We start from the raw sequence: 21,094 nt of genomic DNA on the forward strand, positions 1-21,094 counted from the left end.
TGTTTACTTTTGTGACTGGTTGGTAAGTTCCCGGCATGGAGTCTGCGAAGCACGCCGGTGACGCCGCTGTCGCCGTGTCCAAGGCCTATGGTGTCGAGACCATGTTCACCCTGTCGGGCGGGCATGTCTTCCCCCTTTACGACGGCGCCCAGCACGAGGGCATGCGTATCCTCGACGTGCGCCACGAGCAGAGCGCGGTCTTCGCCGCGGAGGCCACCGCCCGGCTGACCCGCAACCCCGGACTGGCGGTGCTGACCGCCGGGCCCGGCATCACCAACGGCGTCAGCGGCGTGGCCACCGCGCACTTCAACGGCTCCCCCGTCGTCGTCCTGGGCGGGCGCGCCCCGCAGTCGCGCTGGGGCAGCGGCGCCCTCCAGGAGATGGACCACCCGCCGCTGTTCACGCCGATCACCAAGCTGGCGTTCACCGCCTCCGGCGCCGACTCCGTCGGCCAGGACGTCGAGACCGCCTTCCGCACCGCCGTCGCGCCGCACCGCGGCCCCGTCTTCCTCGACGTCCACATGGACCACCTGTTCTCGCCCGCCCCCGTGCCGGAGCCGAGCACCCAGTCGCCGTCGCCGCTGGAGCCCGACCCCGACGACCTGCGCGCCATCGCCGCCCTGATCGCCGAGGCCGAGCGGCCCGTGCTCGTGTACGGGTCCGACGTGTGGATGGACCGGGCCGAGGAGGCCGCCCGCGACTTCGCCGAGACCTGGCGGCTGCCCGTCATCCCCAACGGCCAGGGCCGCGGCATCCTGCCCGCCGGGCACGACCTGCTCGTCACCCGTGCCCGCGGCCTCGCCTTCGCCCGAGCCGACCTGGTCGTCGTCATCGGCACCCCGCTCGACTTCCGCCTCGGCTACGGCTGGTTCGGCGGCAAGGACGGCGCCCCGCTGGCCAAGGTGGTGCACATCGCCGACGCGCCGTCCGGCATCACCACCCACATGAAGCCCGTCGCCTCCGCCGCCGGCGACCTGTCGGTCGTCCTGTGGAGCCTCGGCACGGCCTGCGGCGAAGCCGGCGTCAAGCCGAGCCGTTACGAGAGCTGGGTCAGCACGCTCGCCGACACCGCCGCGGCCGCCATCGCCGGCGACGCCGCCCTGCTCGCCTCCGACTCCGACCCGATCCACCCCATGCGCATCTACGGCGAGCTCGGCAAGGTCCTCGCCGACGACGCCGTGGTGATCGGCGACGGCGGCGACTTCGTGTCCTACGCGGGCAAGTACGTCGAACCCCGGCGGCCCGGCAACTGGCTCGACCCCGGCCCCTATGGCTGCCTCGGCACCGGGCTCGGCTACAGCATCGCCGCCCGCCTGGCCAGGCCGTCCTCCCAGGTGGTGCTGCTGCTCGGCGACGGCGCGGCGGGCTTCTCCCTCATGGACGTCGACACGCTCGTCCGGCACCGGCTCCCGGTCGTCATGATCTGCGGCAACAACGGCATCTGGGGGCTGGAGAAGCACCCGATGCAGCTCCTGTACGGCTACGACGTGGCCGCCGAGCTGCAGCCGCAGTGCCGCTACGACCAGGTCGTCACCGCGCTGGGCGGCGGCGGCGAGCTGGTCACCAAGGCGTCGGAGATCGGGCCCGCCCTGCGCCGCGCCTTCGACTCCGGCATCCCGTACATGGTCAACATCGCGACCGACCCGCAGGTCGCCTACCCCCGCAACACCACGGGGGTGTGACTACGGCTTGACCGTGGTCGTGGCGGTCACGGTCGGGGTGGGCGTGTTACAGGTCGGGGTGGGGATCAGCACCGCCTCGACCGTCTTGCCCACCTCCAGCATCTCGCCGCCGTTGGGGAAGCTCTGGCCGACCATCTTGCACATGTCGGGCAGGGTGCCGTCGGTCTGGTCGTCGGCCTTGAACCCGAACCCGGCCTGCTTGATCTTGGCCACGGCCTGCGGGTAAGGCATGTTGACGATGTACGGCACCTCCTTCTTCGGCTTGGGCGTCGGCGAGGGCGACTTCGTGGTCGTCTTCGTCGGAGTGGGGGTGGGAGTCGGGGTCGGGGACTCGGTGGGCTCGGTCTCCTCGGGGGTGGGCGTCGTCCTGTTGACGATCGACTCATCCCTCGGCGGCTTGGTCGACGGCCTCGCCCGGGGGGTCTTCGTCGGCTTCTCCGTCGGCTTCTTAGGCTTGGACTCGGTGACCGTCGGCGTCGGGGTCGGCTGGGCGATCGGGTCGCCCTCGGCGCTCATGTTGGTCAGCGCGACCGCGCCCGCGCCCACGCCGAGCACCAGCACGGCGGCGAGCCCGGCCACCAGGCCGCCCCGGCGCGGGGCCTTGGCCGCGCGGCGGCTGCCCTGGCGCTGGCCCGCCACGGTCGTGGCCTCGGGAGGAGCCTGCACCGCGCCCGTCTGATACGCCTCGGGCGGCGGGGCCATGGTGGCGCCGGTGGTCGGCAGGGCCGCCTGGGTCATCGGGATCTCGCCGGTGGCGACCATGCGGGCCGCGTCGCTCATCGCCCTGGCGCTGGGGAAGCGCCGCGCCGGGTCCTTCGACAGGGCCCGCTCGACCAGCGCGCGCACCGGCCCGGGGATGTCGGGCGGCAGCGGCGGCGGCGCCTCGCGGATGTGCTTGAGCGCGATCGTGACCGGGCTGTCGCCGTCGAACGGCCGCTGACCGGCCAGGCACTCGTAGGCGACGACGCCGAGCGCGTAGATGTCGACGGCCGGCGTGACCGGGGCGCCCTCGGCCTGCTCGGGCGCGCAGTAGGCGGCGGTGCCGAGCACCATGCCGGCGTCGGTGAGCCGGTTGGCCAGGTCGGAGCGGGCGATGCCGAAGTCGGTGATGACGAGCGTGCCGTCGCGCTGCACCAGCAGGTTGCCCGGCTTGACGTCGCGGTGGACGATGCCCTGGTCGTGCACGGCCTGGAGCGCCGAGGCGGCCTGGGCGATGAGCTCCATGGCGGGCTGCGGCGAGATCCGGCCGAGCCGGCCCAGCAGGCGGTCGAGCGGTTCGCCGTCGACGAACTTCATCACCAGGTAGACGGTGTCGCCGCTGACCCCGTAGTCGTAGACGTCGACCACACCGGGGTGGTTGATCGTCGCCATCGCGCGCGCTTCCCCCTGGAAGCGGGCGAGGAAACCGGGGTCCTGCATACGGCCCGGGAGCAGCACCTTGACGGCGACGGTCCGCGCGAGGACGGTGTCTTCGCCGCGCCAAACCTCGCCCATTCCTCCGGCGCCGATGCGGGTATCCAGGCGATACCGCCCCGCAAGCGTCGTCCCTTGGGCCACCATGACTCCCCCGCTACCCCCTGCCTCTAGACCCTCTCCCACCCCAGGGTTCTCAACAAAGCGAACTTGTGTCGCGGTGCGGTCACACGGAGGTCACGGAACTCGGAGAGTGTACGACTCACATTCCTCACACGCCACACAAATGCCACAAGTTGTCCCACCCTATCCTGCGGCCTGCGAACCCTGCTTGTCCCCGTTTTCGGACAGATCACCGCGCCACACTAAGCTGACGGCATGACGCTCGCTCCGGGTCTCCGCTCCCAGCTGCTCACCATGGTCGAGCGGAGCGACACCGCCGAGAAGATCGGCAGCGGCGACGTGCCCGTGCTCGCCACGCCGCGCCTGCTGGCGCTGGCCGAGCAGGCCACCCTCCAGGCCGCGGCCCCGCACCTCAAGCCGGGCGAAACGTCGGTCGGCACCCGGGTCGAGCTCGAACACCTGGCGGCCAGCCCCGTCGGCGCCCACGTGAGCATCGGCGTGGAGCTGACCGAGGTCGACGGCAGGCGGCTGGTCTTCGGCTTCCAGGCCAGCGACAAACACGCGCTCGTCGCCAGAGGCGTGATCGAGCGCGTCGTCGTCGACCGCGAGAGGTTCCTGGCGCGCGTCACTCGATGACGGCGATCAGGTCGCCTTCCTGGATCACGTCGCCCTCGGCCACCTTGAGCTGGGCCACCACGCCGTCGTCCTCGGCGAGCACCGGGATCTCCATCTTCATCGACTCCAGGATGACCAGCGTGTCACCGTCGGAGACCTCGTCGCCCTCCTGGACGACGACCTTCCACACGTTCGCCACCATCTCAGCTCGGACCTCAGCCACCGCGACTCCCCTCTTCCAATGATCCAACAGTCTTACGCACGCTTGGCGCGCATCCGCCCTACCAGGCCCGTGTCATAGTCGCCGGTGACGAACTCGTCGTTGTCCAGCAGCTCCGCGCAGAACGGCAGGTTGTTCTTGGGCCCCTCGACGGTGAACCCGGCCACCGCCTCCCGGGCCCGCTCCAGCGCCTCGGCGCGGGTGGCGCCGTGCACGCAGAGCTTGGCCATGAGCGGGTCGTAGAACGGGGTGACCGTGTTGCCCGACTCGTAGCCCGAGTCGACGCGCACGCCGTCGCCCGCGGGCTCGGTCCATGCGGTGATCTTGCCAGGTCCGGGGAAGAACCGCTTGGGGTCCTCGGCGTACACGCGGAACTCGATGGCATGCCCGCTGACCTCGGGCGTGATCTCGGGGCTCTCCCCGGCGGCGACCCGCAGCTGCAGCTCGACCAGGTCGAGGCCGGTGACGAGCTCGGTGACCGGGTGCTCCACCTGGAGCCGGGTGTTCATCTCCAGGAAGACGAAGTCCTGGGCGTCGGCGTCGACCAGGCACTCCACGGTGCCGGCGCCGAGATAGCCAACGGCCTCGCCGGCGCGCACGGCCGCGGCCAGCATGCGCTCGCGCAGCTCGGGCGTGATGCCGGGCGACGGCGTCTCCTCCACGACCTTCTGGTGGCGGCGCTGCACCGAGCAGTCGCGCTCGCCCAGCGCCACGACGGTGCCGTCGGGGCGGCCGAGGATCTGCACCTCGACGTGGCGGGCCCGCTCGATGTAGCGCTCCAGCAGGATGGCCGGACCGGCGAGCACGTCGCCCGCGCCGCCCGCCGCCGCAGCCGCCGCGAACCGCAGCGCCGCCCGGGACGCCTGGTCGAACGCCTTGGCCAGCTCGTCGTCGTCATGCGCGACGCTCATGCCGATCCCGCCGCCGCCTCCGGCGGTCTTGACCATGACGGGATAGCCGATCTCCTTGGCCGCCGTCATGGCCAGGCCCAGGTCGGTGACGGGCTCACGGGTGCCGGCGGCCACCGGGACGCCAGCGTCCTCCATGAGGTTACGGGCGTTGATCTTGTCGCCCATCCGGTCGATGGCCTCGGGGGCGGGGCCGATCCACACCATGCCCGCGGCGATGACGGCCTCGGCGAAGCCCGCGTTCTCGGCCAGGAACCCGTAGCCGGGGTGGATCGACCGGGCGCCCGTGGCGCGGGCCGCCTCCAGCACCTTGACCGGGTCGAGGTAGCTCTGCGCGGGGTTGGCCGGCCCGATCAGCACGGCCTCGTCGGCCTCGCGCACGTACGGCAGGTCGGCGTCGGCCTCGGAGTGGACCGCTATGGCGCGCAGGCCCAGCCGCTGGACCGTGCGGATGATCCGGCGCGCGATCTCCCCTCGGTTGGCGATCAGGACGGGTCCGAGCGTCTCATTAAGCACGTCGCCAACCCTACGACCGCCGGGGCCGCCAGCCCTTTCCCCCGAAACCACCGATCCGGACAATCGGATCTGTAGGTTTCCTACAAATGAGGCAGTGCCGAAACCCGTGGGCGGGCGCGCCGTACTGCGAGGACCTACAGCGCCGCGGCACGTGCGCGAAGAGGCCGTAGTGCGGGAATCTACAGGACCGAAAACCCCGCCGTCAGCGCCGCAGGGCTGCGCGGCCGGTGACGCGGGCCAGCGCCTCGACCGCCTCCGCATCGTACGCGGTGCCGGCGGCGAGCCTGAGCCGCTCCAGCGCGGCGCCCGCGCGGTCGCGGTCGGTCGAGCCGCCGAGCAGGTCGTCGTAGGCGTTGGCCACCTTGATGATGCGGCTCGACAGCGGCGGGTCCTCGCTCACCGGGTCGCACTGGCGGCTGACCAGATCGGCCACCCGGTCGAGCACGCCCGTCTGCCTGATCACCTCGGCGCCCAGCTCGGCGATGCTGCGGGCCTGCTCGGGGTCGGTCAGGACGGTCGCGCCGCCGGGGATCGGGTCGCGCAGCGAGAGCTGGCCGATGTCGTGCATGAGCGCGGCGTACTCCAGCTCCAGCAGCTCCGGCTCGGCCATGCCCAGCTCTCTGCCGATCGCCACGGCCAGGCGGCTGACCCGGCGCGAGTGGCCGGGCTCGACGTAGCCGCCGACCTCGGTGACCCTCGACAGGGCGCGCACGGTCTGCAGGTAGGTGGCGCGGATGCCGGCGTACTTGCGGAAGGCCACCTGGGTGACGAGCAGCGGGGCCGCGAAGACGAGCAGCGCCACCAGGTCCATGCTGTGGGTCGCCAGCGCGAGCAGCACGCCGGAGGAGGCGACGGCGACTCCGAGCGGGAAGGCGACGTTGATCTCGTCGCGCACGGCCACCCGGAACGCGGTGCGCATCTCCTCGGCCCGCAGCATCGCGGCGACCACCACGTCGAGCAGCAGCGAGAGGCTGGTGAGCGCCACCATCAGGCCGAGAGCCGGCCACCACGTGCCCGACTCGCCCTGGGTGAGCCGGTAGAGGGGGTCGGCCAGCGGGCGGAAGGCGAAGGCCAGCAGCGCGGCGGTGAGCAGGCGGCGGGCCATGGCGTCGAGGCGCGGCGGACGCCCGACGGCCAGGTGGGGCAGCGCGCCCGCGATCATGCCGACCGCGATCACGGCCACGACCTGGAGCGCGGAGTGGCGCAGCGGGACCTGGCTGAGGTCGAGCAGCAGCGTGTAGCCGAGCGCGGCGGCGGCACCGATCGGGGCGACCTCGCGGTTGCCCGGCATGGTGAGCCTGGCCAGCTCGCCGACCGCGATCAGCGCGCCGAACCCGACCGCGATCTCCGGCCGGTCGAGCCCGACGGCCGAGGTGTGCGCGATCCCGGCCACGGAGACGAGCCCGGCCGCGCCGACGAGGAGGAGCCGGCCGGTGCCCAGCCGCTGGTAGGTCACTGCCCCGTCACCACTTCGATGGGCATCGTCGGGTCGTCGTGGTCCTTGATGTGCGTCTCGGCGTCCTCGGGCGTCGGCGGGTCGACGCGGCGCGGCGGCTGCCACGGGTTGTGCTCCAGCGCCTTGACGAACGCGGCCACCATGACCGGGTCGAACTGGGTGCCGGCGCCCTTGCGCAGCTCCTCCACCGCCACCTCGACCGGCCGGGCGCCCCGGTAGGAGCGGTCGGAGGTCATCGAGTCGAACGCGTCGGCCACGGCGATGATCCGGGCGAACTCCGGGATCTCGTCGGCGGCCAGCCCCATCGGATAGCCCTTGCCGTCGTGGCGCTCGTGGTGGTGCATGATCCCGGCGAACGCCTCGTCGAGGAAGTCGATGCCCTGCACGATCTCCAGCCCGCGCATCGGATGGAGCTGGATCGCGGCGAACTCCTCCTCGGTCAGCGGCCCGTCCTTCTGCAGCACCTTGGTCGGCACGCCGAGCTTGCCCACGTCGTGCAGCATGCCGGCGTAGCGGATGGCGCGCAGCCGTTCCATGCCCATGCCGACCTCCTGCGCGATCATGGTGGAGGCGAGCGAGACCCGGGTGCAGTGGCCTCTGGTGTAGTAGTCCTTGGTCTCCACGGCCTGGCACAGGGCGGCCATCGTGGCGTCGTAGGAGCGCTGCTGCGCGTGATACTGGCCGAAGGCCCAGCGCGCGACGAACAGCGGCACCAGCACGAGCACGGCCGAGATCGACTGCACGGTGGCCCACAGCCCGGCCACCAGCAGCCCGAACGTGCCGTAGCCCAGGTAGGACAGCAGGAACTGGGCCAGCCCGCGCAGCGGCACCTCCTCGGCCCTGACGTGCGTGGCCAGCCTGATCATGGTGAGCGTGAGCAGGATGTTGAGCGGCACGAACACGGCGGTGGCCGCGGCGTAGGGGCCGATCAGGTCGTCGAAGGCGGCGACCTCGGGCACGCCGACCGCGCCGCCGAGCCACACGTACACGCCGCCGGCCGCGAAGCCGCAGATGGCGAACTGGGCCCCGTTGAACACCCGTTTGATCAGGGGCAGCCCGGGGCGGACGCTGAGCACGGCGGTGAGCCCGACGAGCGCCGCCCCCTCCGGGCCGATCAGCACCACCGCGGCCAGCGCGGCCGAGAAGCTGACCGACACCGCGAACTGCTCCACGTTGAGCAGCGTCGGCATCGACTCGCACACCAGGAACAGCAGCACGAGCACGAGCAGCACGTCGAGATTGTCCGGCGCCACCAGCGCGCCGGAGGTGACCACGCTGCGCCCGATGAGGGCCGCCGCGGCGCCGATGACGCCCAGCAGGTAGACCCTCGCGGGCCACGGCAGATCACGCATTGCGGCCCCCCACGCGCATCAGGTCCAGGAAACCCCTGGCGGCAGCGCTCCGCCCGCGATCACCGCGACCACGGGGGCGATGAGCACGGCGGCCGTGAACAGCCTGGCGACCATTGCCTTCAACATCCACTCGCCTCCACGTCGACTCCTGGGGCTCACGCTACAGAAGAAGGACAGCCCGTACGGGCGGAGTCACGAATCGCAAGCAAAGCGTAACCAAGCCACTACCGGAGGCGACTACGCGCCCACTCCACCGTGAGCTTCACACCAGTGGACAAATCGGTGCGCGGTTCCCAGCCCAGCCCCTCGAACGCGGGCACCGGGTCGACCGCCATCGCCGGCAGGTCACCCACGCGCGGCTGCGCGAACCCGGGCTTGTCGGGCGCGCCGGCCGCATCGGCGATCAGCGAGTGCAGCCGCCGGTCGGTGGTCTGGATGCCGGTGCCGAGGTTGAACCTGCGGCCGTTGCCGTCGGAGCCGCACGCCCGGACGAAGCCGTCGACCACGTCGTCGACGTAGACGTAGTCGCGGGTCTGCGTGCCGTCGCCGTAGAGGACCGTAGGCGTGCCGTTGAGCAGCCCGTCGGTGAAGATCGACACGACCCCGGCCTCGCCCTCGGGCGACTGGCGCGGCCCGTAGACGTTGGACAGCACCAGCGTGGTGTACTCGATCCCGTAAAGGGCGCGGAACGTCGCCAGGTAGGTCTCCCCGCTCAGCTTGGAGGCGGCGTACGGGGAGCGCGGGTCGGTGGGGGCGTCACCCGGCACCGGGATCGTCGCCGGGCGGCCGTAGACCGCGACGGACGAGGCGAACACCACCTTGCGGGTGCTGCCCTCGTGGGCCGCGGTCAGCACCGACGCGGTGCCCTCGACGTTGAGGCTGGCGTCGTGCACCGGGTCGGCGACGCTCTTGCGCACGCTGATCTGCGCGGCCAGATGGCAGATCACCTCCGGCCGGAGGTCGGCGGCCAGCTCCCGCAGCGCGGGGTCGCGCACGTCGAGCTCGTGCAGCGTGAACCGGTCGCTCCGCGCGGCCGAGGCCAGGTTGTCGCGGCTGCCCGAGGACAGGTCGTCGACCACGGCCACCTCGTGCCCGCCCGCGAGCAGACGGTCGACGAGATTGGACCCGATGAACCCGGCACCCCCGGTAACAAGCACGCGCATGGGGGAATCCTAGTCGGCCAGATCCGCCCGTACCTGCTCGATGCGCGCGAGGACCTTGGCGCGCAGGTCTTCCGGGACCGGATCGCAGCCGCACTTCTTGGCCACGATCTGCTTGATCGCCTTGTCCAGGTCGTACTCCTGGAGGCAGGGACCGCACTCGTCGAGGTGGACGCGGATGCCCGCCACGTCGTGCTCGGTCAGCTCGCCGTCGAGGTAGGCGTAGACCTTGTCGAGGACCTCGCGGCAGTCGGTGTCATGCGGGTTGCCACAGCTCATTTCGATCCCTCCGTCGGGACCAGGCCACGCTCGCGAGCATAGTCCTCAAGGAGGCTTCTGAGCTGCCTGCGCCCACGGTGCAGCCTCGACATCACGGTGCCGATCGGAGTCCCCATGATGTCGGCGATCTCCTTGTACGGGAAGCCCTCGACGTCGGCGAGGTAGACCGCGATCCGGAACTCCTCGGGCAGTGCCGCGAGTGCTTGCTTGACGTCACCGTCGGGCAGGTGCTCCAGCGCCTCCACCTCGGCGGACTTCAAGCCGCTCGAAGTGTGGGACTCGGCCCGGGCGAGCTGCCAGTCCTCGATCTCCTCGGTGCCGGACTGCTTCGGCTCACGCTGCTTCTTGCGATAGGTGTTGATGAACGTGTTCGTCAGGATCCGGTAGAGCCACGCCTTGAGGTTGGTGCCCTGCTGGAACTGATGGAACGACGCGAACGCCTTCGCGAAGGTCTCCTGCAGCAGGTCCTCCGCGTCCGCCGGGTTTCGGGTCATCCGGAGGGCGGCCGAGTAGAGCTGCTCGAGATAAGGCATCACGTCGCGTTCGAAACGCTCGCTCCGCTGCTCCAGAGTCTCCGCGCCTGTCGCGGGCACCGGGCCCACCCCCCTAAGATCACCGGTGGCCGGCTGAGGCGGGACACCGTACTCAGGGGAGAATACCCGCTTGTCAGCGACCGGCCGGTCACCGGGGAGGGAGTCGAGCAATGTGAGCATGCTCGTCGCAACACACCCGCGCCTTCGTCTGTTCCCGCAAGATAGAAGGTGACGAACAACCCGGTGCGGGGAAAACCATACGTACCGGCTGGTAGCCAGTTTCCGGAACCCAGGAGTCGCGTGTGCTGCCCATTCCGGCCGAGGAACTCAACGGCTCAGGGACGCTGGGGCCGTACTGGACCTTCTATCACGCCGTCGTCGCCGAACAGCTCACCAGATGGCTCCCTGACGAACCCTCCGTGGTCCTCGACCTGTCCGGCGGGCGTGGCCGCTGGTCCGGGCACGCGGCCAGGGCCGGCCACCGGGTGATCGAGGTGCTCGACTTCCGCCGCACCGCCGAGGGGCACCACCGGCTGCGCGACGCCGATCTCGTCCGTCACGTGCGCGCCGACGACCTGTCCTTCCTGCCCGACGAGAGCGTCGACGCGGTCGTCGCCGAGGAACGGGCGATGTCGATCGAGCTCATGGCCGAGTCGGCGATGAGCGACGTGGCGCGGGTGCTGCGCCCCGGCGGGCGGGCGCTGGTGTGCGTCGACTCGCTCGTGCTCGGCATGGCGATCCTGGCCGAGCAGGGCCAGTGGCAGCACCTGCGGCAGACGGGCGAGGTCATGCTCGTGCCGTGGCCCGACGGCAGCATCACCCGCTGCTTCAGCAGCGGCCAGCTGCGCGAGCTGCTGGCCGGCGCCGGGCTGGAGGTGGAGTGGATGCGCCCGCGCACGGTGCTGTCGCCGTCGACGGTCGACCACGTGCTCGGCGGCGACACGCGGACCCTCGCCTACCTCGTGCGCACCGAGCTGGAGGCCAAGCCCGCCGACGACGACACGGTGGGCATCCACCTGGTGGCCAGCGCCCGCAAGAGCGGAGCGCCCGCGGGCGACGGCTAGCGGCCCCGGCGCTCCCGCTTGCCCTGGCACTGCACGCACCGGGCGGCCTCGGGGCGCGCCTCCAGGCGGCCCTCGGGCACCGGGCTGGCGCAGTCGACGCACTTGCCGTAGGTGCCCGCCTCCAGGCGCTTGAGCGCCTCGACGACCGCCCGGCGCTGCGTGGTGGCCACGGCCACCATGGCCTGCGCGCGGTCGGCGTCGGTCAGGTCCGCGCCCGCGTCGGCCGCCGAACGCTCGCGGATCGCCACCGGATCGCCCTGGAGCACCGCGATCGACCGATCCAGCTCTGCCAGCATCTCTTCCAGCCGCTCACGAGCGGTCGTGACGTCCACGAATCCGCACCTCCGGGAAAGTGAGGGCAACCCGCGGCGGAAAGATCCCCGGTAATCCCGCCCGGTGCTGTTTGTATAGGGGTGACTCCGTGTGAACGGATGTAAAGCTTTCCTCACCGGATGCCCACTACACGCGCTTCTTACACCTTTACGAATCCCCTTCGGGCAAGGGCTTGATGAGGTCCGGGCCATTGTTGCGGACATTGTTGACCTCGGTGCTGACCGGATGCGCGGTCAGCCGCCCGGGATCGGCCGGCACCAGCAGCCCCGAGGCCGCCTTGGTGTCGGTCAGCTTCGGGTCGAGCCATTCGGCCCACCGCTCCGGCTCGATCATCATCGGCATCCGGTCATGGATGCGCCCCAGCTCGTCCTCCGCGTCCGTGGTGATCACCGTGCACGTGACCAGCCACTTCAGCGGATCGTCGTCGTCGCGCGAGGGGTCCTTCCAGAACTCGTACAGCCCCGCCATCGCCAGCACCCCGCCGTCGGCCGGATGGATGAAGTACGGCTGTTTCTTCTTCTTGTCACCCTCGACCGGCATCCACTCGAAGTAGCCGTCGGCCGGGAGCAGGCAGCGCCGCTTGGCGAACGCCTGCCGGTAGGACGGCTTCTCCGCCACGGTCTCGATCCTGGCGTTGATCATCCGTGACCCCACGGACGGATCCTTCGCCCAGGCCGGCACCAGCCCCCACTTCACGACCCGCAACTGCCGCACCGCCCGCTCGGCGTCCTTGGGGACCCGGCTGAGCACGGCGTAGACGTTCTTCGTAGGCGCCACGTTGTAGTCGGGCGCCAGCTCCTTGTCCGGCTCGGCGTCCAGCTCCACCTGGAACTCCTCCAGCAGCTGGTGCTTGTCCCGCGCCGACGCGTATCTCCCGCACATGCCCTCACACTGCCACGTACGCCTTTCGCGTGCATGTGCGAACCCGCGCCGAAGGGCCCTCCGAATCGCTCGTCCACAGGCGCCCCCCGCTTGTCCACAGGGCACCGCTCCCCCGCACGCCGGGCCAGTAGTCTTTGGCCATGCCCAACGCGCACTGGCCCGCCCCGCTCGCCACCGCACCCGTCGTCGCGACCGTCCCGCTGCCCGGGTCCAAGTCGGTGACCAACCGCGCCCTCCTGCTCGCCGCGCTCGCCGACAGCCCCGGTTCCGTACGCCAGGCGCTCCGCAGCCGTGACGCCGATCTGATGGCGGCGGCCCTGCGCGCCCTGGGCGCCACGCTCACGGCCACGGCCGAGACCCCGTCCAGCGTCGACTGGCAGGTGACGCCCGGCCCCGTCCGCGCGGGCGCCTCCATCGACGCCGGTCTCGCGGGCACGGTCATGCGTTTCGTCCCGCCGATGGCCGCGCTCGCCGACGGCCCCGTCTCCTTCGACGGCGACCCGCACGCCCGCAAGCGCCCGATGGGGCCCATCCTCGACGCCCTGCGCGCCCTCGGCGCCCGCGTCGACAACGACGCGCTGCCGTTCACCGTCCACGGCCCCCTGACCGGCGGCGAGGTCACGCTCGACGCCTCGGCCTCCTCGCAGTTCGTCTCCGGGCTGCTGCTGACGGCCGCCCGGTTCGGCAAGGGCGTCACGATCCGCCACGTCGGCCCGCCGGTCCCGTCCCAGCCGCACATCGAGATGACGATCCACATGCTGCGCGAGGCGGGCGTCCGCGTCGACGACAGCGAGCCCGACGTGTGGCGCGTCGAGCCCGGCCCCATCGCGGCCCGCGACTGGGTGGTGGAGCCCGACCTGTCCAACGCGGCCCCGTTCCTGTCGGCCGCCCTCGTCACCGGCGGCACGGTCACCGTCCCGCACTGGCCGCTCAGGACCACGCAGCCAGGCGACGCCCTGCGCACCCTGCTCACCGACATGGGCGCCCGGGTGGCCTGGGGAGGCGCCCCGTCCGGCGGCGTCGACGACCTGGTCGTCACCGGCACCGGCGAGATCCGCGGCATCGACGCCGACCTGCGCGCGGTCGGCGAGCTCACCCCGACGATCGCCGCCCTGGCCGCCCTGGCCGTCTCCCCCACCCGCCTGCGCGGCATCGCCCACCTGCGCGGCCACGAGACCAACCGGCTCGCCGCCCTCGTCACCGAGATCAACGCCCTGGGCGGCGACGCCGAGGAGACCGACGACGGCCTCGTCGTCCGGCCCCGGCCCCTGCACGGCGGCACCTTCCACAGCTACGACGACCACCGCATGGCCACGGCCGGCGCCGTCATCGGCCTCGCGGTCCCGGGCATCGAGGTCGAGAACATCGCCACGACCGCCAAGACCCTGCCGGAGTTCGCCCAGATGTGGACCACCATGCTGGCCCCCCGATGACCGGGCGACCGCCCACGCCCAGCAGCATGCCCGCCTGCCGGGGCCGAGGACGCCCCCGCACGACCACGGCGAGCGACACCCCAGACACGAGGCTGCCTCGACCGTGCCACCGGACCGCCCGCACGGACGGTCCGCGCCGTGCGGGCGGGCACCGTACGGGCGGGTCGCGCCCGCTGGGGCCCTCAGGGGCGGCGCGCGGCCCCCGAGCGGGCGGTTCGCTGCTGGCGGGCGGGGTCCCCGGTGGGCGGGGCTTCCCCGCAGTGGGGGTGGTTACGGTGGGGGATGCCGTTCCCGGGGGATACCGGGTGTGGAGCGGGCATAGGTCCGCAGTGGGCCGGGCGCCCGTGAGGGGCGACGGCGGACGAGGATCGAGCGAGCACATGGGAGTGGACCGCTGAGAAAGCGGGAGTACGACGAGGACGACGTGCGGGTCAGGCCGGGCAAGGGTTCGAGGCCGCGGACCCGGATTCGGCCTGCGCACGAGGATGCCGTTGAGGGGTTCGTGGTCGCCGTGGACCGGGGCCGCTACACGACGCTGGTGGAGCCGGAGCGGGCCAAGGGCTCGGCGGCCAAGCGCAGGCAGCAGGCGTCCCGGCTGGTCGTGGCCATGAAGGCGCGGGAGCTGGGCCGTAAGGGGATCGTGGTCGGCGACCGGGTGGCGCTGGTGGGCGACGTGTCGGGGCAGCCTGACACGCTGGCCCGGGTGGTCCGGGTGGAGCCGCGGACGTCGATGCTGCGGCGTTCGGCGGACGACACGGACGACACGGACGGGATCGAGCGGCCGGTGGTGGCGAACGCCGACCAGCTGGTGATCGTGACGGCGCTGGCCGATCCGCCGCCCCGGCCGCGCATGATCGACCGCATGCTGGTGGCGGCGTTCGACGCGGAGATCGACGCGCTGCTGTGCCTGACGAAGTCGGACCTGGCGCCGCCGGACGAGCTGGTGGCGCTGTACGAGCCGCTGGGGGTCCCGCATGTGGTGGTGCGCAAGGGCGGGGCGCTGGACGAGTTGCGCGAGCTGCTGACGGGCCGGATCAGCGTGCTGGTGGGGCATTCGGGGGTGGGCAAGTCGACGCTGGTCAACAGCCTCGTCCCGGACGCGAACCGCGCGGTGTCGCATGTCAACGCCGTGACGGGCCGGGGGCGGCACACGTCCACGTCGGCCGTGGCGCTGGAGCTGCCGGAGGGCGGCTGGATCATCGACACGCCGGGGGTGCGGAGTTTCGGGCTGGCGCACGTGTCCGTGGAGACGGTGCTGGCGTCGTTCCCCGACCTGGTGGAGGGCACGGTCGACTGCCCGAAGGGGTGCACGCATCTGGCCGACGGCTGTGCGCTGGACGCCTGGGTGTCGCAGGGGCACGCCGATTCGGCGCGGCTGGAGTCGTTGCGCCGTCTGCTCTCCAGCCGCGAGGGCGCTCCGGACGACCCGGCCTGACGGGCGGAGAGCCGGTCAGGCGCGGTTCGGCCGGAGGGTCCAGGTGACGGTGAGGGTGGCGACGGTGGTGCCGCCGGCGTCGCGCACGTCGACCTCGACGCCGAACTCGGCCCGCTCGCCCGCGTCGAGCCGGGCCACGACGTCCGCGCATTCGGCCCGCAGGTGCGCCTCGGCGGTGATCTCGCCCTTGGCGAGCTTGACGTAGCGGACGGCGGAGGTGGCGACGAGCGGGACGGCCCGGTCGAGCTGGTCGCCGAACACCGACAGCATGGCGGCGCCGGACGCCGACTCGGCGAGCGTGAACATGGCTCCGGCGTGCGGTCCGCCGATGTGGTTGTGCAGGTCCGACCGGTCAGGCAGCACGCAGGTGGCGCGGCCGTCGCCGGTCGAGGAGAACGTGATGCCGAGGGTGCGGGCGAAGGGCACCGTCTGGAGCAGCAGGTCGCCGACGTCGAGTGACATACCTCTTACCCTACTGGCCGGTAACCACAAGACCCACGCCTGGAACGGGACTTACCAGAAAAGGCGCGCCCGTCGCCTGATGCTCGGCATACCCGGCACGGTAGCGTGGCTGTCCGTGCAGGGTTACAACGACGATCTACGCCTCGCGCATGTCATGGCGGACGCCGCCGACGACCTGACCATGCGCCGGTTCAAGGCGGTCGACCTCAAGGTCGAGACGAAGCCCGACCTGACTCCGGTCAGCGACGCCGACCAGGCCGTGGAGGAGGCGATCCGGGGCACGCTGCGCCGCGCCAGGCCGCGTGACGCGGTCGTGGGCGAGGAGTACGGCGAGACCGGCTGGGGCGCCAGGTCGTGGATCATCGACCCCATCGACGGCACGAAGAACTACGTGCGCGGCGTCCCGGTGTGGGCGACGCTGATCGCGCTGATGGAGTACGGCAAGGTCGTCGTCGGCCTGGTGTCGGCCCCGGCGCTGGGCCGCAGGTGGTGGGCGGCGTCCGGGGGCGGCGCGTGGACCGGCAAGAGCCTGACCAAGGCGAGCCGGATGCGCGTGTCGCAGGTGTCGACGCTGGAGGACGCCTCGTTCTCCTACTCCAGCTTCGGCGGCTGGGAGAAGATCGGCCGCCTGGACAACTTCCTGGACCTGGGCGGCGCCTGCTGGCGGACGCGGGCGTACGGGGACTTCTGGTCGCACATGATGGTCGCCGAGGGCTCGGTGGACGTGTCGGCCGAGCCGGAGCTGTCGCCGTGGGACATGGCGGCGCTGACGGTGATCGTCGAGGAGGCGGGCGGCCGCTGGACCGACGTGTCGGGCGTGCGCGGCATGGAGGGCGGCAGCCTGGTGTGCACGAACGGCCTGCTGCACGACGAGGTCATCCACCGCCTCACAGCGCCAGCACGTTCCTGACGGCCGCCATCAGCCCGTCGCGGTACGCGCCGCCGTACAGCACGACGTGCACGAGCAGCGGGTGGAGCTGGTGCAGCGGCACCCGCTCCCGCCAGCCGTCGGCCAGCGGCGCCTCCTCGCGGTAGGCGCCGAGGATCCGGTCCAGGTACGGGGCTCCGAACAGGGCGAGCATGGCCAGATCGGTCTCGCGGTGCCCGCCGTGCGCCGCGGGGTCGACGAGCACGCCGGTGCCCGCCGACCACAGCAGGTTGCCGCTCCACAGATCGCCGTGGATGCGCGCGGGCGGCTCGGGCGCACCGGCGACCTCGCCGAACCGCTCGACCGCGCGCTCGATCAGATGAACGTCCCCGTGAAGCGAGCCGCGCCCGCCGTACGAACGGCAGGACGCGGCGGGTGGCGTAGAAGGACGGCCAGTCGGGCGCGGCCGAGTTGTCCATGGGCAGCTCGGCGATGAAGCCCGGCCAGGGCGCGCCGAAGGCGGGCGCCCCGGCGCGGTGCATGCGGGCCAGGTCGCGCCCGAAGCGTTCGGCGGCCCCGGCGGTGGGCGGCTCCTCCTCCACCCATGACAGCACGAGCCGGTCGTCGGCGGCCTCGATCACCTCGGGGACGGTGACGGCCTCGCCGAGCCAGCGCAGCCCGGCCGCCTCGGAGGTGAACACCGGAGAAACGGCCCCGATCTTGGCGAAGACCACGCGCCCGTCGTCGAGCACGCCGCGCCGCAGCCGCCACCCGTGGGACGCGCCGAGGTCCTCAGCCGATCTCATCGGCGATGTGGTCGGCCACGCCCTCGGCGGCCGCCTCGACCAGCGCGAGGACTTCCACGAAGCCCTCGTCGCCGCCGTAGTAGGGGTCGGGGACCTCGGCGCCGTCGGGGGCCGCCGGGTCGAAGGAGCGGAACAGCCGCACCTCCACCCCGGCGGGCGCCATCCGGCTCAGGAACGCCTGGTTGTCGCGGTCCATGGCAAGGACCAGGTCATATCGGTCGAACCAGTCCCGGGTGAACTGCCGGGCGCTGTGGTCGGCGCCGTCGTAGCCGTGCTCGGCCAGGACGCGCAGGGCCCGCTCGTCCATCGGCCCGCCGGCGTGCCAGCCGCCGGTGCCGGCGCTCTCCACGATCACCCGGTCGCCCAGGCCGCGGTCGGCCACGACCTTGCGGAGCACCGACTCGGCCATCGGCGAGCGGCAAATGTTTCCCATGCATACGACACATACGCGGTACGTCAGTGAGGTCATGTCTTCAATCATGAGGTGTTCACCGTCCGTTCACCCTCGTTAGGGGATCGAGTCACCTTGACTGCATAGCTTCGTGGACGTCTAAGGATCGAAGTGGGAGAGGAACCCATCGTGAAGTATGCAGGCCGGCTCGCCGCCGTCGCCGTCGTCGGCGCGCTCTCGCTCGCTGCGTGCGGCACAGATAACAACTCGCCGGCTGGCAGCACCAGCTCGGCCGCCGCCACCTCCGCCGCGAGCGGTGACAGCAGCCTGAGCGGATCGATCAACGCCGCCGGCTCCTCGGCCCAGGCCAACGCGATCGACCAGTGGAAGAAGGACTTCCAGGGCGCCAACTCCGGGGTCAGCATCAACTACCAGCCCAGCGGTTCGGGCGCCGGCATCCAGGCGTTCATCGCCGGCACGGTGGCGTTCGCGGGTTCCGACTCGGCACTGAAGGAGGACGAGCCCGCCCAGGCCGACGCGCGCTGCAAGACCGGCAAGGCCATCAACATCCCGATGGTGACCGGCCCGGTCGCGGTGGTCTACAACCTGCCCGGCGTCGAGGGCGTGCAGCTGTCGCCGAAGACGCTCGCCGGCATCTTCAACAGCAAGATCACCAAGTGGGACGACCCGGCCATCAAGGCCGAGAACCCCGACGCGCAGCTTCCCTCGACCCCGATCCAGGCGTTCCACCGCTCGGACGAGTCGGGCACCAGCGACAACTTCACCAAGTTCCTCAAGGCCACCTCCGACTGGCCGTACGAGCCGGGCAAGGCGTGGCCGGCCGAGGCCAAGGGCCAGGGCGCCAAGGGCTCCGACCAGGTCGCCGCCAGCGTCAAGGGCACCGAGGGCGCGATCGGTTACGTCGAGCTCTCCTACGCCGAGAACTCCGAGCTCCAGAAGGCCAAGGTGGCCAACGGCAGCGGCGAGTTCGTCGAGCTGACCCCGGAGAGCGCGGCCAAGACGGTCGAGACCGCCGAGATCACCGGCACCGGCAACGACCTCAAGCTCTCGATCGACTACGCCACCAAGACGCCGGGCGCCTACCCGATCGTCCTGGTCACGTACGAGATCACCTGCGAGAAGGGCCTGCCCGCCGAGGACGCCAAGCTGGTCAAGGCCTTCCTGACCTACACCGCCAGCGACGCGGGCCAGAAGGCGCTGACCGACCTGGGCTACGCCCCGCTGTCGGGCGACCTGCTGGTCAAGGTCCGCTCCGCCGTCGAGGCCATCTCCTAGTCACCGATGACGACCAAAGTCGAAATTCGCGAGGGCGGACCGGCCACGAGCCGGCCCGCCCCGCGGCGCACCTCCAGTGAGGGCCTGTTCCGCTGGCTGTCCACCGGTTCGGGCATCGTCCTGCTGGGCATCATGGCGGCCATCGCGGTCTTCCTCGTCGCCGAGGCGATCCCCGCGCTGTCCGCCAACAAGGCCAACTTCTTCACGGAGCTGACCTGGGACCCCAACGGCAGCCTGGTGTTCGGCATCGGCGCGCTCGCGTTCGGCACCGTGCTCAGCTCGGCGATCGCGCTGGTCATCGCCACGCCGGTCGCGGTGGGCGTCGCGCTGTTCATCTCCCACTACGCGCCGCGCAAGCTGGCGGCGGGCCTGGGCTACCTGATCGACCTGCTGGCCGCGGTGCCGAGTGTGATCTACGGCCTGTGGGGCGTGGCGTTCCTGGTGCCGCTGCTGAAGACGCCGTCGGAGTGGCTGAACGCCACGTTCGGCTGGTTCCCGCTGTTCGCCGGTGACGGTGCGATCGGCGGCAAGACCATGCTCGCGGGCGGCATCGTCCTGGCGATCATGATCCTGCCGATCATCGCGGCCATCTCCCGCGAGGTCTTCCTCCAGGCTCCCAAGATGAACGAGGAGGCCGCGCTCGCCCTCGGCGCCACCCGCTGGGAGATGATCCGGATGGCCGTGCTGCCGTTCGGCCGTCCCGGCGTGATCAGCGCCGCGATGCTCGGCCTGGGCCGCGCGATGGGCGAGACGATCGCGGTGGCGCTGATCTTCCCGGCGACGTTCGGCATCAGCTTCCAGATCCTCACCCCGCAGGGCAACAGCATCGCCGCCAACATCGCCAACGGCTTCGGCGAGGCGGGCGACATCGGCCGGGGCGCGCTGATCGCCTCCGGTCTCGTGCTGTTCGTCATCACCCTGCTCGTCAACATGGCTGCTCGCATGATCATCAACCGACGCAAAGAGTTCATGAAGGCCGGCACATGACCACCATCCAGCACATCTCGACCGGCCGCCGGGTCAAGGACCGCATCGTCCAGGGCCTGGTCTATCTGGCGTTCGCGCTGGCCGTGGTGCCGCTCGTCTCCGTGCTCTGGCTGGTGATCTCCAACGGCCTGGCGCGCTTCGACATGGAGTTCCTCACCCACTCGATGCGCAACATCGGCGCGCGCGACGCGGGCGGCGGCGCCTACCACGCCATCATCGGCACCCTGGAACAGGTTCTGCTGGCCTCGGTGATCTCGGTCCCGATCGGCCTGCTGACCGCCATCTACCTGGTGGAGTACGGCAACGGCGGCCGGCTCAGCCGGGCCATCAGCTTCTTCGTCGACGTCATGACCGGCATCCCCTCGGTGGTCGCCGGTCTGTTCGTGCTGGCGTTCTGGATCCTGTTCCTGGGCATGCCCTACTCAGGTTTCGCGGGCGCGATGGCGCTGTCGATCCTGATGATGCCGACCGTGGTGCGGTCGGCCGAGGAGATGCTCCGCCTGGTGCCGGGCGACCTGCGCGAGGCCTCGTACGCGCTGGGCGTGCCCAAGTGGCGCACGATCGTCAAGGTCGTGCTGCCGACGGCGCTCACCGGCATCATCACGGGCGTCATGCTGGCCGTGGCCCGGGTGGCCGGCGAGACCGCGCCACTGCTGCTGACCGTCTTCTTCACCGACTCCATCAACAACGACCCGTTCAGCGGGCCGCAGATGGGGCTCCCCCTCTTCGTGTTCGACCAGGCGGCGCGTCCCAACGACACCGCCATCGACCGGGCCTGGACCGGAGCCCTCACGCTCATTCTGATCGTCATGCTGTTCAACCTGGTGGCGCGCCTGATCGCCTGGTGGCGCTCGCCCGCCAGGGGCCGATAGGGGGAACT

Annotated in this window: 22 protein-coding genes and 1 pseudogene; 9 read left to right on the forward strand and 14 right to left on the reverse strand. The window is 71.3% G+C overall.

Going from position 1 to position 21,094, the window contains the following annotated elements; all coding sequences use genetic code 11:
- Positions 1–35 precede the first annotated feature (35 nt).
- A complete protein-coding gene (locus ACWDXC_RS44400) occupies positions 36–1,682 on the forward strand; it encodes an acetolactate synthase (RefSeq protein WP_449993032.1) in 1,647 nt (548 codons plus the stop codon).
- Here ACWDXC_RS44400 and ACWDXC_RS44405 read toward each other — a convergent pair whose 3' ends face one another.
- Complete coding sequence (locus ACWDXC_RS44405) at positions 1,683–3,242, reverse strand: protein kinase domain-containing protein (protein WP_449993034.1); 1,560 nt, start codon at positions 3,240–3,242, stop codon at positions 1,683–1,685.
- A gap of 231 nt (positions 3,243–3,473) precedes the next feature.
- Between ACWDXC_RS44405 and ACWDXC_RS44410 the strand changes: the two genes are divergently transcribed.
- Positions 3,474–3,854, forward strand: a complete 381-nt coding sequence (locus ACWDXC_RS44410; RefSeq protein ID WP_246644102.1) for a thioesterase family protein — start codon at positions 3,474–3,476, stop codon at positions 3,852–3,854.
- On the opposite strand, the gene ACWDXC_RS44415 is transcribed toward ACWDXC_RS44410, so the two are convergent.
- From ACWDXC_RS44415 to ACWDXC_RS44445, 7 genes are all read right to left on the reverse strand, one after another.
- A complete protein-coding gene (locus ACWDXC_RS44415; RefSeq protein WP_449993036.1) occupies positions 3,844–4,056 on the reverse strand; it encodes a biotin/lipoyl-binding carrier protein in 213 nt (70 codons plus the stop codon). The two genes, ACWDXC_RS44410 and ACWDXC_RS44415, sit on opposite strands and share 11 nt — an antisense overlap.
- Before the next feature lie 32 nt (positions 4,057–4,088).
- Positions 4,089–5,477, reverse strand: coding sequence for an acetyl-CoA carboxylase biotin carboxylase subunit (locus tag ACWDXC_RS44420; RefSeq protein WP_357590224.1), 1,389 nt, complete (start codon positions 5,475–5,477; stop codon positions 4,089–4,091).
- 202 nt (positions 5,478–5,679) lie between these two features.
- Entirely contained in the window at positions 5,680–6,933 is a 1,254-nt protein-coding gene (locus ACWDXC_RS44425; protein ID WP_449993038.1) for an HD-GYP domain-containing protein, read from the reverse strand.
- Positions 6,930–8,285 carry an HD-GYP domain-containing protein gene (locus ACWDXC_RS44430; RefSeq protein WP_219500830.1) on the reverse strand — a complete coding sequence of 452 codons (1,356 nt, stop codon included), beginning with the start codon at positions 8,283–8,285 and terminating at the stop codon, positions 6,930–6,932. The genes ACWDXC_RS44425 and ACWDXC_RS44430 overlap by 4 nt, the downstream gene beginning before the upstream one ends.
- A 224-nt stretch (positions 8,286–8,509) precedes the next feature.
- A complete protein-coding gene (locus tag ACWDXC_RS44435; protein ID WP_219500828.1) occupies positions 8,510–9,448 on the reverse strand; it encodes an NAD-dependent epimerase/dehydratase family protein in 939 nt (312 codons plus the stop codon).
- Between the two features lie 9 nt (positions 9,449–9,457).
- Positions 9,458–9,724, reverse strand: a complete 267-nt coding sequence (rsrA, locus tag ACWDXC_RS44440) for a mycothiol system anti-sigma-R factor (protein WP_449993041.1) — start codon at positions 9,722–9,724, stop codon at positions 9,458–9,460.
- Positions 9,721–10,326, reverse strand: a complete 606-nt coding sequence (locus ACWDXC_RS44445) for a sigma-70 family RNA polymerase sigma factor (protein WP_219501184.1) — start codon at positions 10,324–10,326, stop codon at positions 9,721–9,723. The genes rsrA and ACWDXC_RS44445 overlap by 4 nt, the downstream gene beginning before the upstream one ends.
- Positions 10,327–10,559: 233 nt before the next feature.
- Here ACWDXC_RS44445 and ACWDXC_RS44450 point away from each other — a divergent pair, with 233 nt between their 5' ends.
- Positions 10,560–11,321, forward strand: a complete 762-nt coding sequence (locus tag ACWDXC_RS44450) for a class I SAM-dependent methyltransferase (protein ID WP_219500824.1) — start codon at positions 10,560–10,562, stop codon at positions 11,319–11,321.
- Here the strand turns inward: ACWDXC_RS44450 and ACWDXC_RS44455 are convergent.
- Together ACWDXC_RS44455 and ACWDXC_RS44460 are read right to left on the reverse strand one after the other, a co-directional pair.
- On the reverse strand, positions 11,318–11,653 hold the full coding sequence (locus ACWDXC_RS44455) for a TraR/DksA family transcriptional regulator (RefSeq protein ID WP_449993044.1): 336 nt from the start codon (positions 11,651–11,653) through the stop codon (positions 11,318–11,320). The genes ACWDXC_RS44450 and ACWDXC_RS44455 overlap by 4 nt on opposite strands.
- 148 nt (positions 11,654–11,801) lie before the next feature.
- Positions 11,802–12,536 carry an SOS response-associated peptidase gene (locus tag ACWDXC_RS44460; protein ID WP_219500820.1) on the reverse strand — a complete coding sequence of 245 codons (735 nt, stop codon included), beginning with the start codon at positions 12,534–12,536 and terminating at the stop codon, positions 11,802–11,804.
- Positions 12,537–12,676: 140 nt separating this feature from the next.
- On the opposite strand from ACWDXC_RS44460, the gene aroA reads away from it, so the two are divergent.
- Entirely contained in the window at positions 12,677–13,969 is a 1,293-nt protein-coding gene (gene aroA, locus ACWDXC_RS44465; RefSeq protein WP_364175693.1) for a 3-phosphoshikimate 1-carboxyvinyltransferase, read from the forward strand.
- 367 nt (positions 13,970–14,336) lie between these two features.
- Positions 14,337–15,404: a ribosome small subunit-dependent GTPase A gene (rsgA, locus tag ACWDXC_RS44470; RefSeq protein ID WP_449993063.1), complete on the forward strand. Its 1,068-nt coding sequence runs from the start codon at positions 14,337–14,339 to the stop codon at positions 15,402–15,404.
- Positions 15,405–15,419: 15 nt separating this feature from the next.
- Here rsgA and ACWDXC_RS44475 read toward each other — a convergent pair whose 3' ends face one another.
- Positions 15,420–15,866, reverse strand: coding sequence for a YiiD C-terminal domain-containing protein (locus ACWDXC_RS44475; protein ID WP_449993047.1), 447 nt, complete (start codon positions 15,864–15,866; stop codon positions 15,420–15,422).
- A 115-nt stretch (positions 15,867–15,981) separates the two neighbouring features.
- Here ACWDXC_RS44475 and hisN point away from each other — a divergent pair, with 115 nt between their 5' ends.
- Positions 15,982–16,776 carry a histidinol-phosphatase gene (gene hisN, locus ACWDXC_RS44480; protein ID WP_449993049.1) on the forward strand — a complete coding sequence of 265 codons (795 nt, stop codon included), beginning with the start codon at positions 15,982–15,984 and terminating at the stop codon, positions 16,774–16,776.
- On the opposite strand, the gene ACWDXC_RS44485 is transcribed toward hisN, so the two are convergent.
- The 3 genes and pseudogenes from ACWDXC_RS44485 to ACWDXC_RS44495 form a co-directional block, all read right to left on the reverse strand.
- Positions 16,754–17,113 carry a fructosamine kinase family protein gene (locus tag ACWDXC_RS44485; RefSeq protein ID WP_449993065.1) on the reverse strand — a complete coding sequence of 120 codons (360 nt, stop codon included), beginning with the start codon at positions 17,111–17,113 and terminating at the stop codon, positions 16,754–16,756. The two genes, hisN and ACWDXC_RS44485, sit on opposite strands and share 23 nt — an antisense overlap.
- Before the next feature lie 82 nt (positions 17,114–17,195).
- Positions 17,196–17,540 (reverse strand): annotated as a pseudogene (locus tag ACWDXC_RS44490) (fructosamine kinase family protein); the annotation flags it as partial.
- A complete protein-coding gene (locus ACWDXC_RS44495; RefSeq protein WP_449993050.1) occupies positions 17,527–17,973 on the reverse strand; it encodes a low molecular weight protein-tyrosine-phosphatase in 447 nt (148 codons plus the stop codon). The pseudogene ACWDXC_RS44490 and the gene ACWDXC_RS44495, both read right to left, overlap by 14 nt.
- A gap of 147 nt (positions 17,974–18,120) precedes the next feature.
- Between ACWDXC_RS44495 and pstS the strand changes: the two genes are divergently transcribed.
- The 3 genes from pstS to pstA are packed head-to-tail and all read left to right on the forward strand — an operon-like array spanning position 18,121 to position 21,086.
- Positions 18,121–19,227, forward strand: a complete 1,107-nt coding sequence (gene pstS / locus ACWDXC_RS44500; RefSeq protein ID WP_449993052.1) for a phosphate ABC transporter substrate-binding protein PstS — start codon at positions 18,121–18,123, stop codon at positions 19,225–19,227.
- Between the two features lie 6 nt (positions 19,228–19,233).
- The gene (pstC, locus tag ACWDXC_RS44505; protein ID WP_219519810.1) at positions 19,234–20,214 is read left to right on the forward strand and encodes a phosphate ABC transporter permease subunit PstC; all 981 of its coding nucleotides are present in this window, start codon (positions 19,234–19,236) and stop codon (positions 20,212–20,214) included.
- The gene (gene pstA / locus ACWDXC_RS44510) at positions 20,211–21,086 is read left to right on the forward strand and encodes a phosphate ABC transporter permease PstA (protein WP_219519814.1); all 876 of its coding nucleotides are present in this window, start codon (positions 20,211–20,213) and stop codon (positions 21,084–21,086) included. Before pstC ends, pstA begins: the two co-directional genes overlap by 4 nt.
- Positions 21,087–21,094: the final 8 nt, after the last annotated feature.

The sequence above is a fragment of the Nonomuraea sp. NPDC003214 genome, from assembly GCF_053590035.1.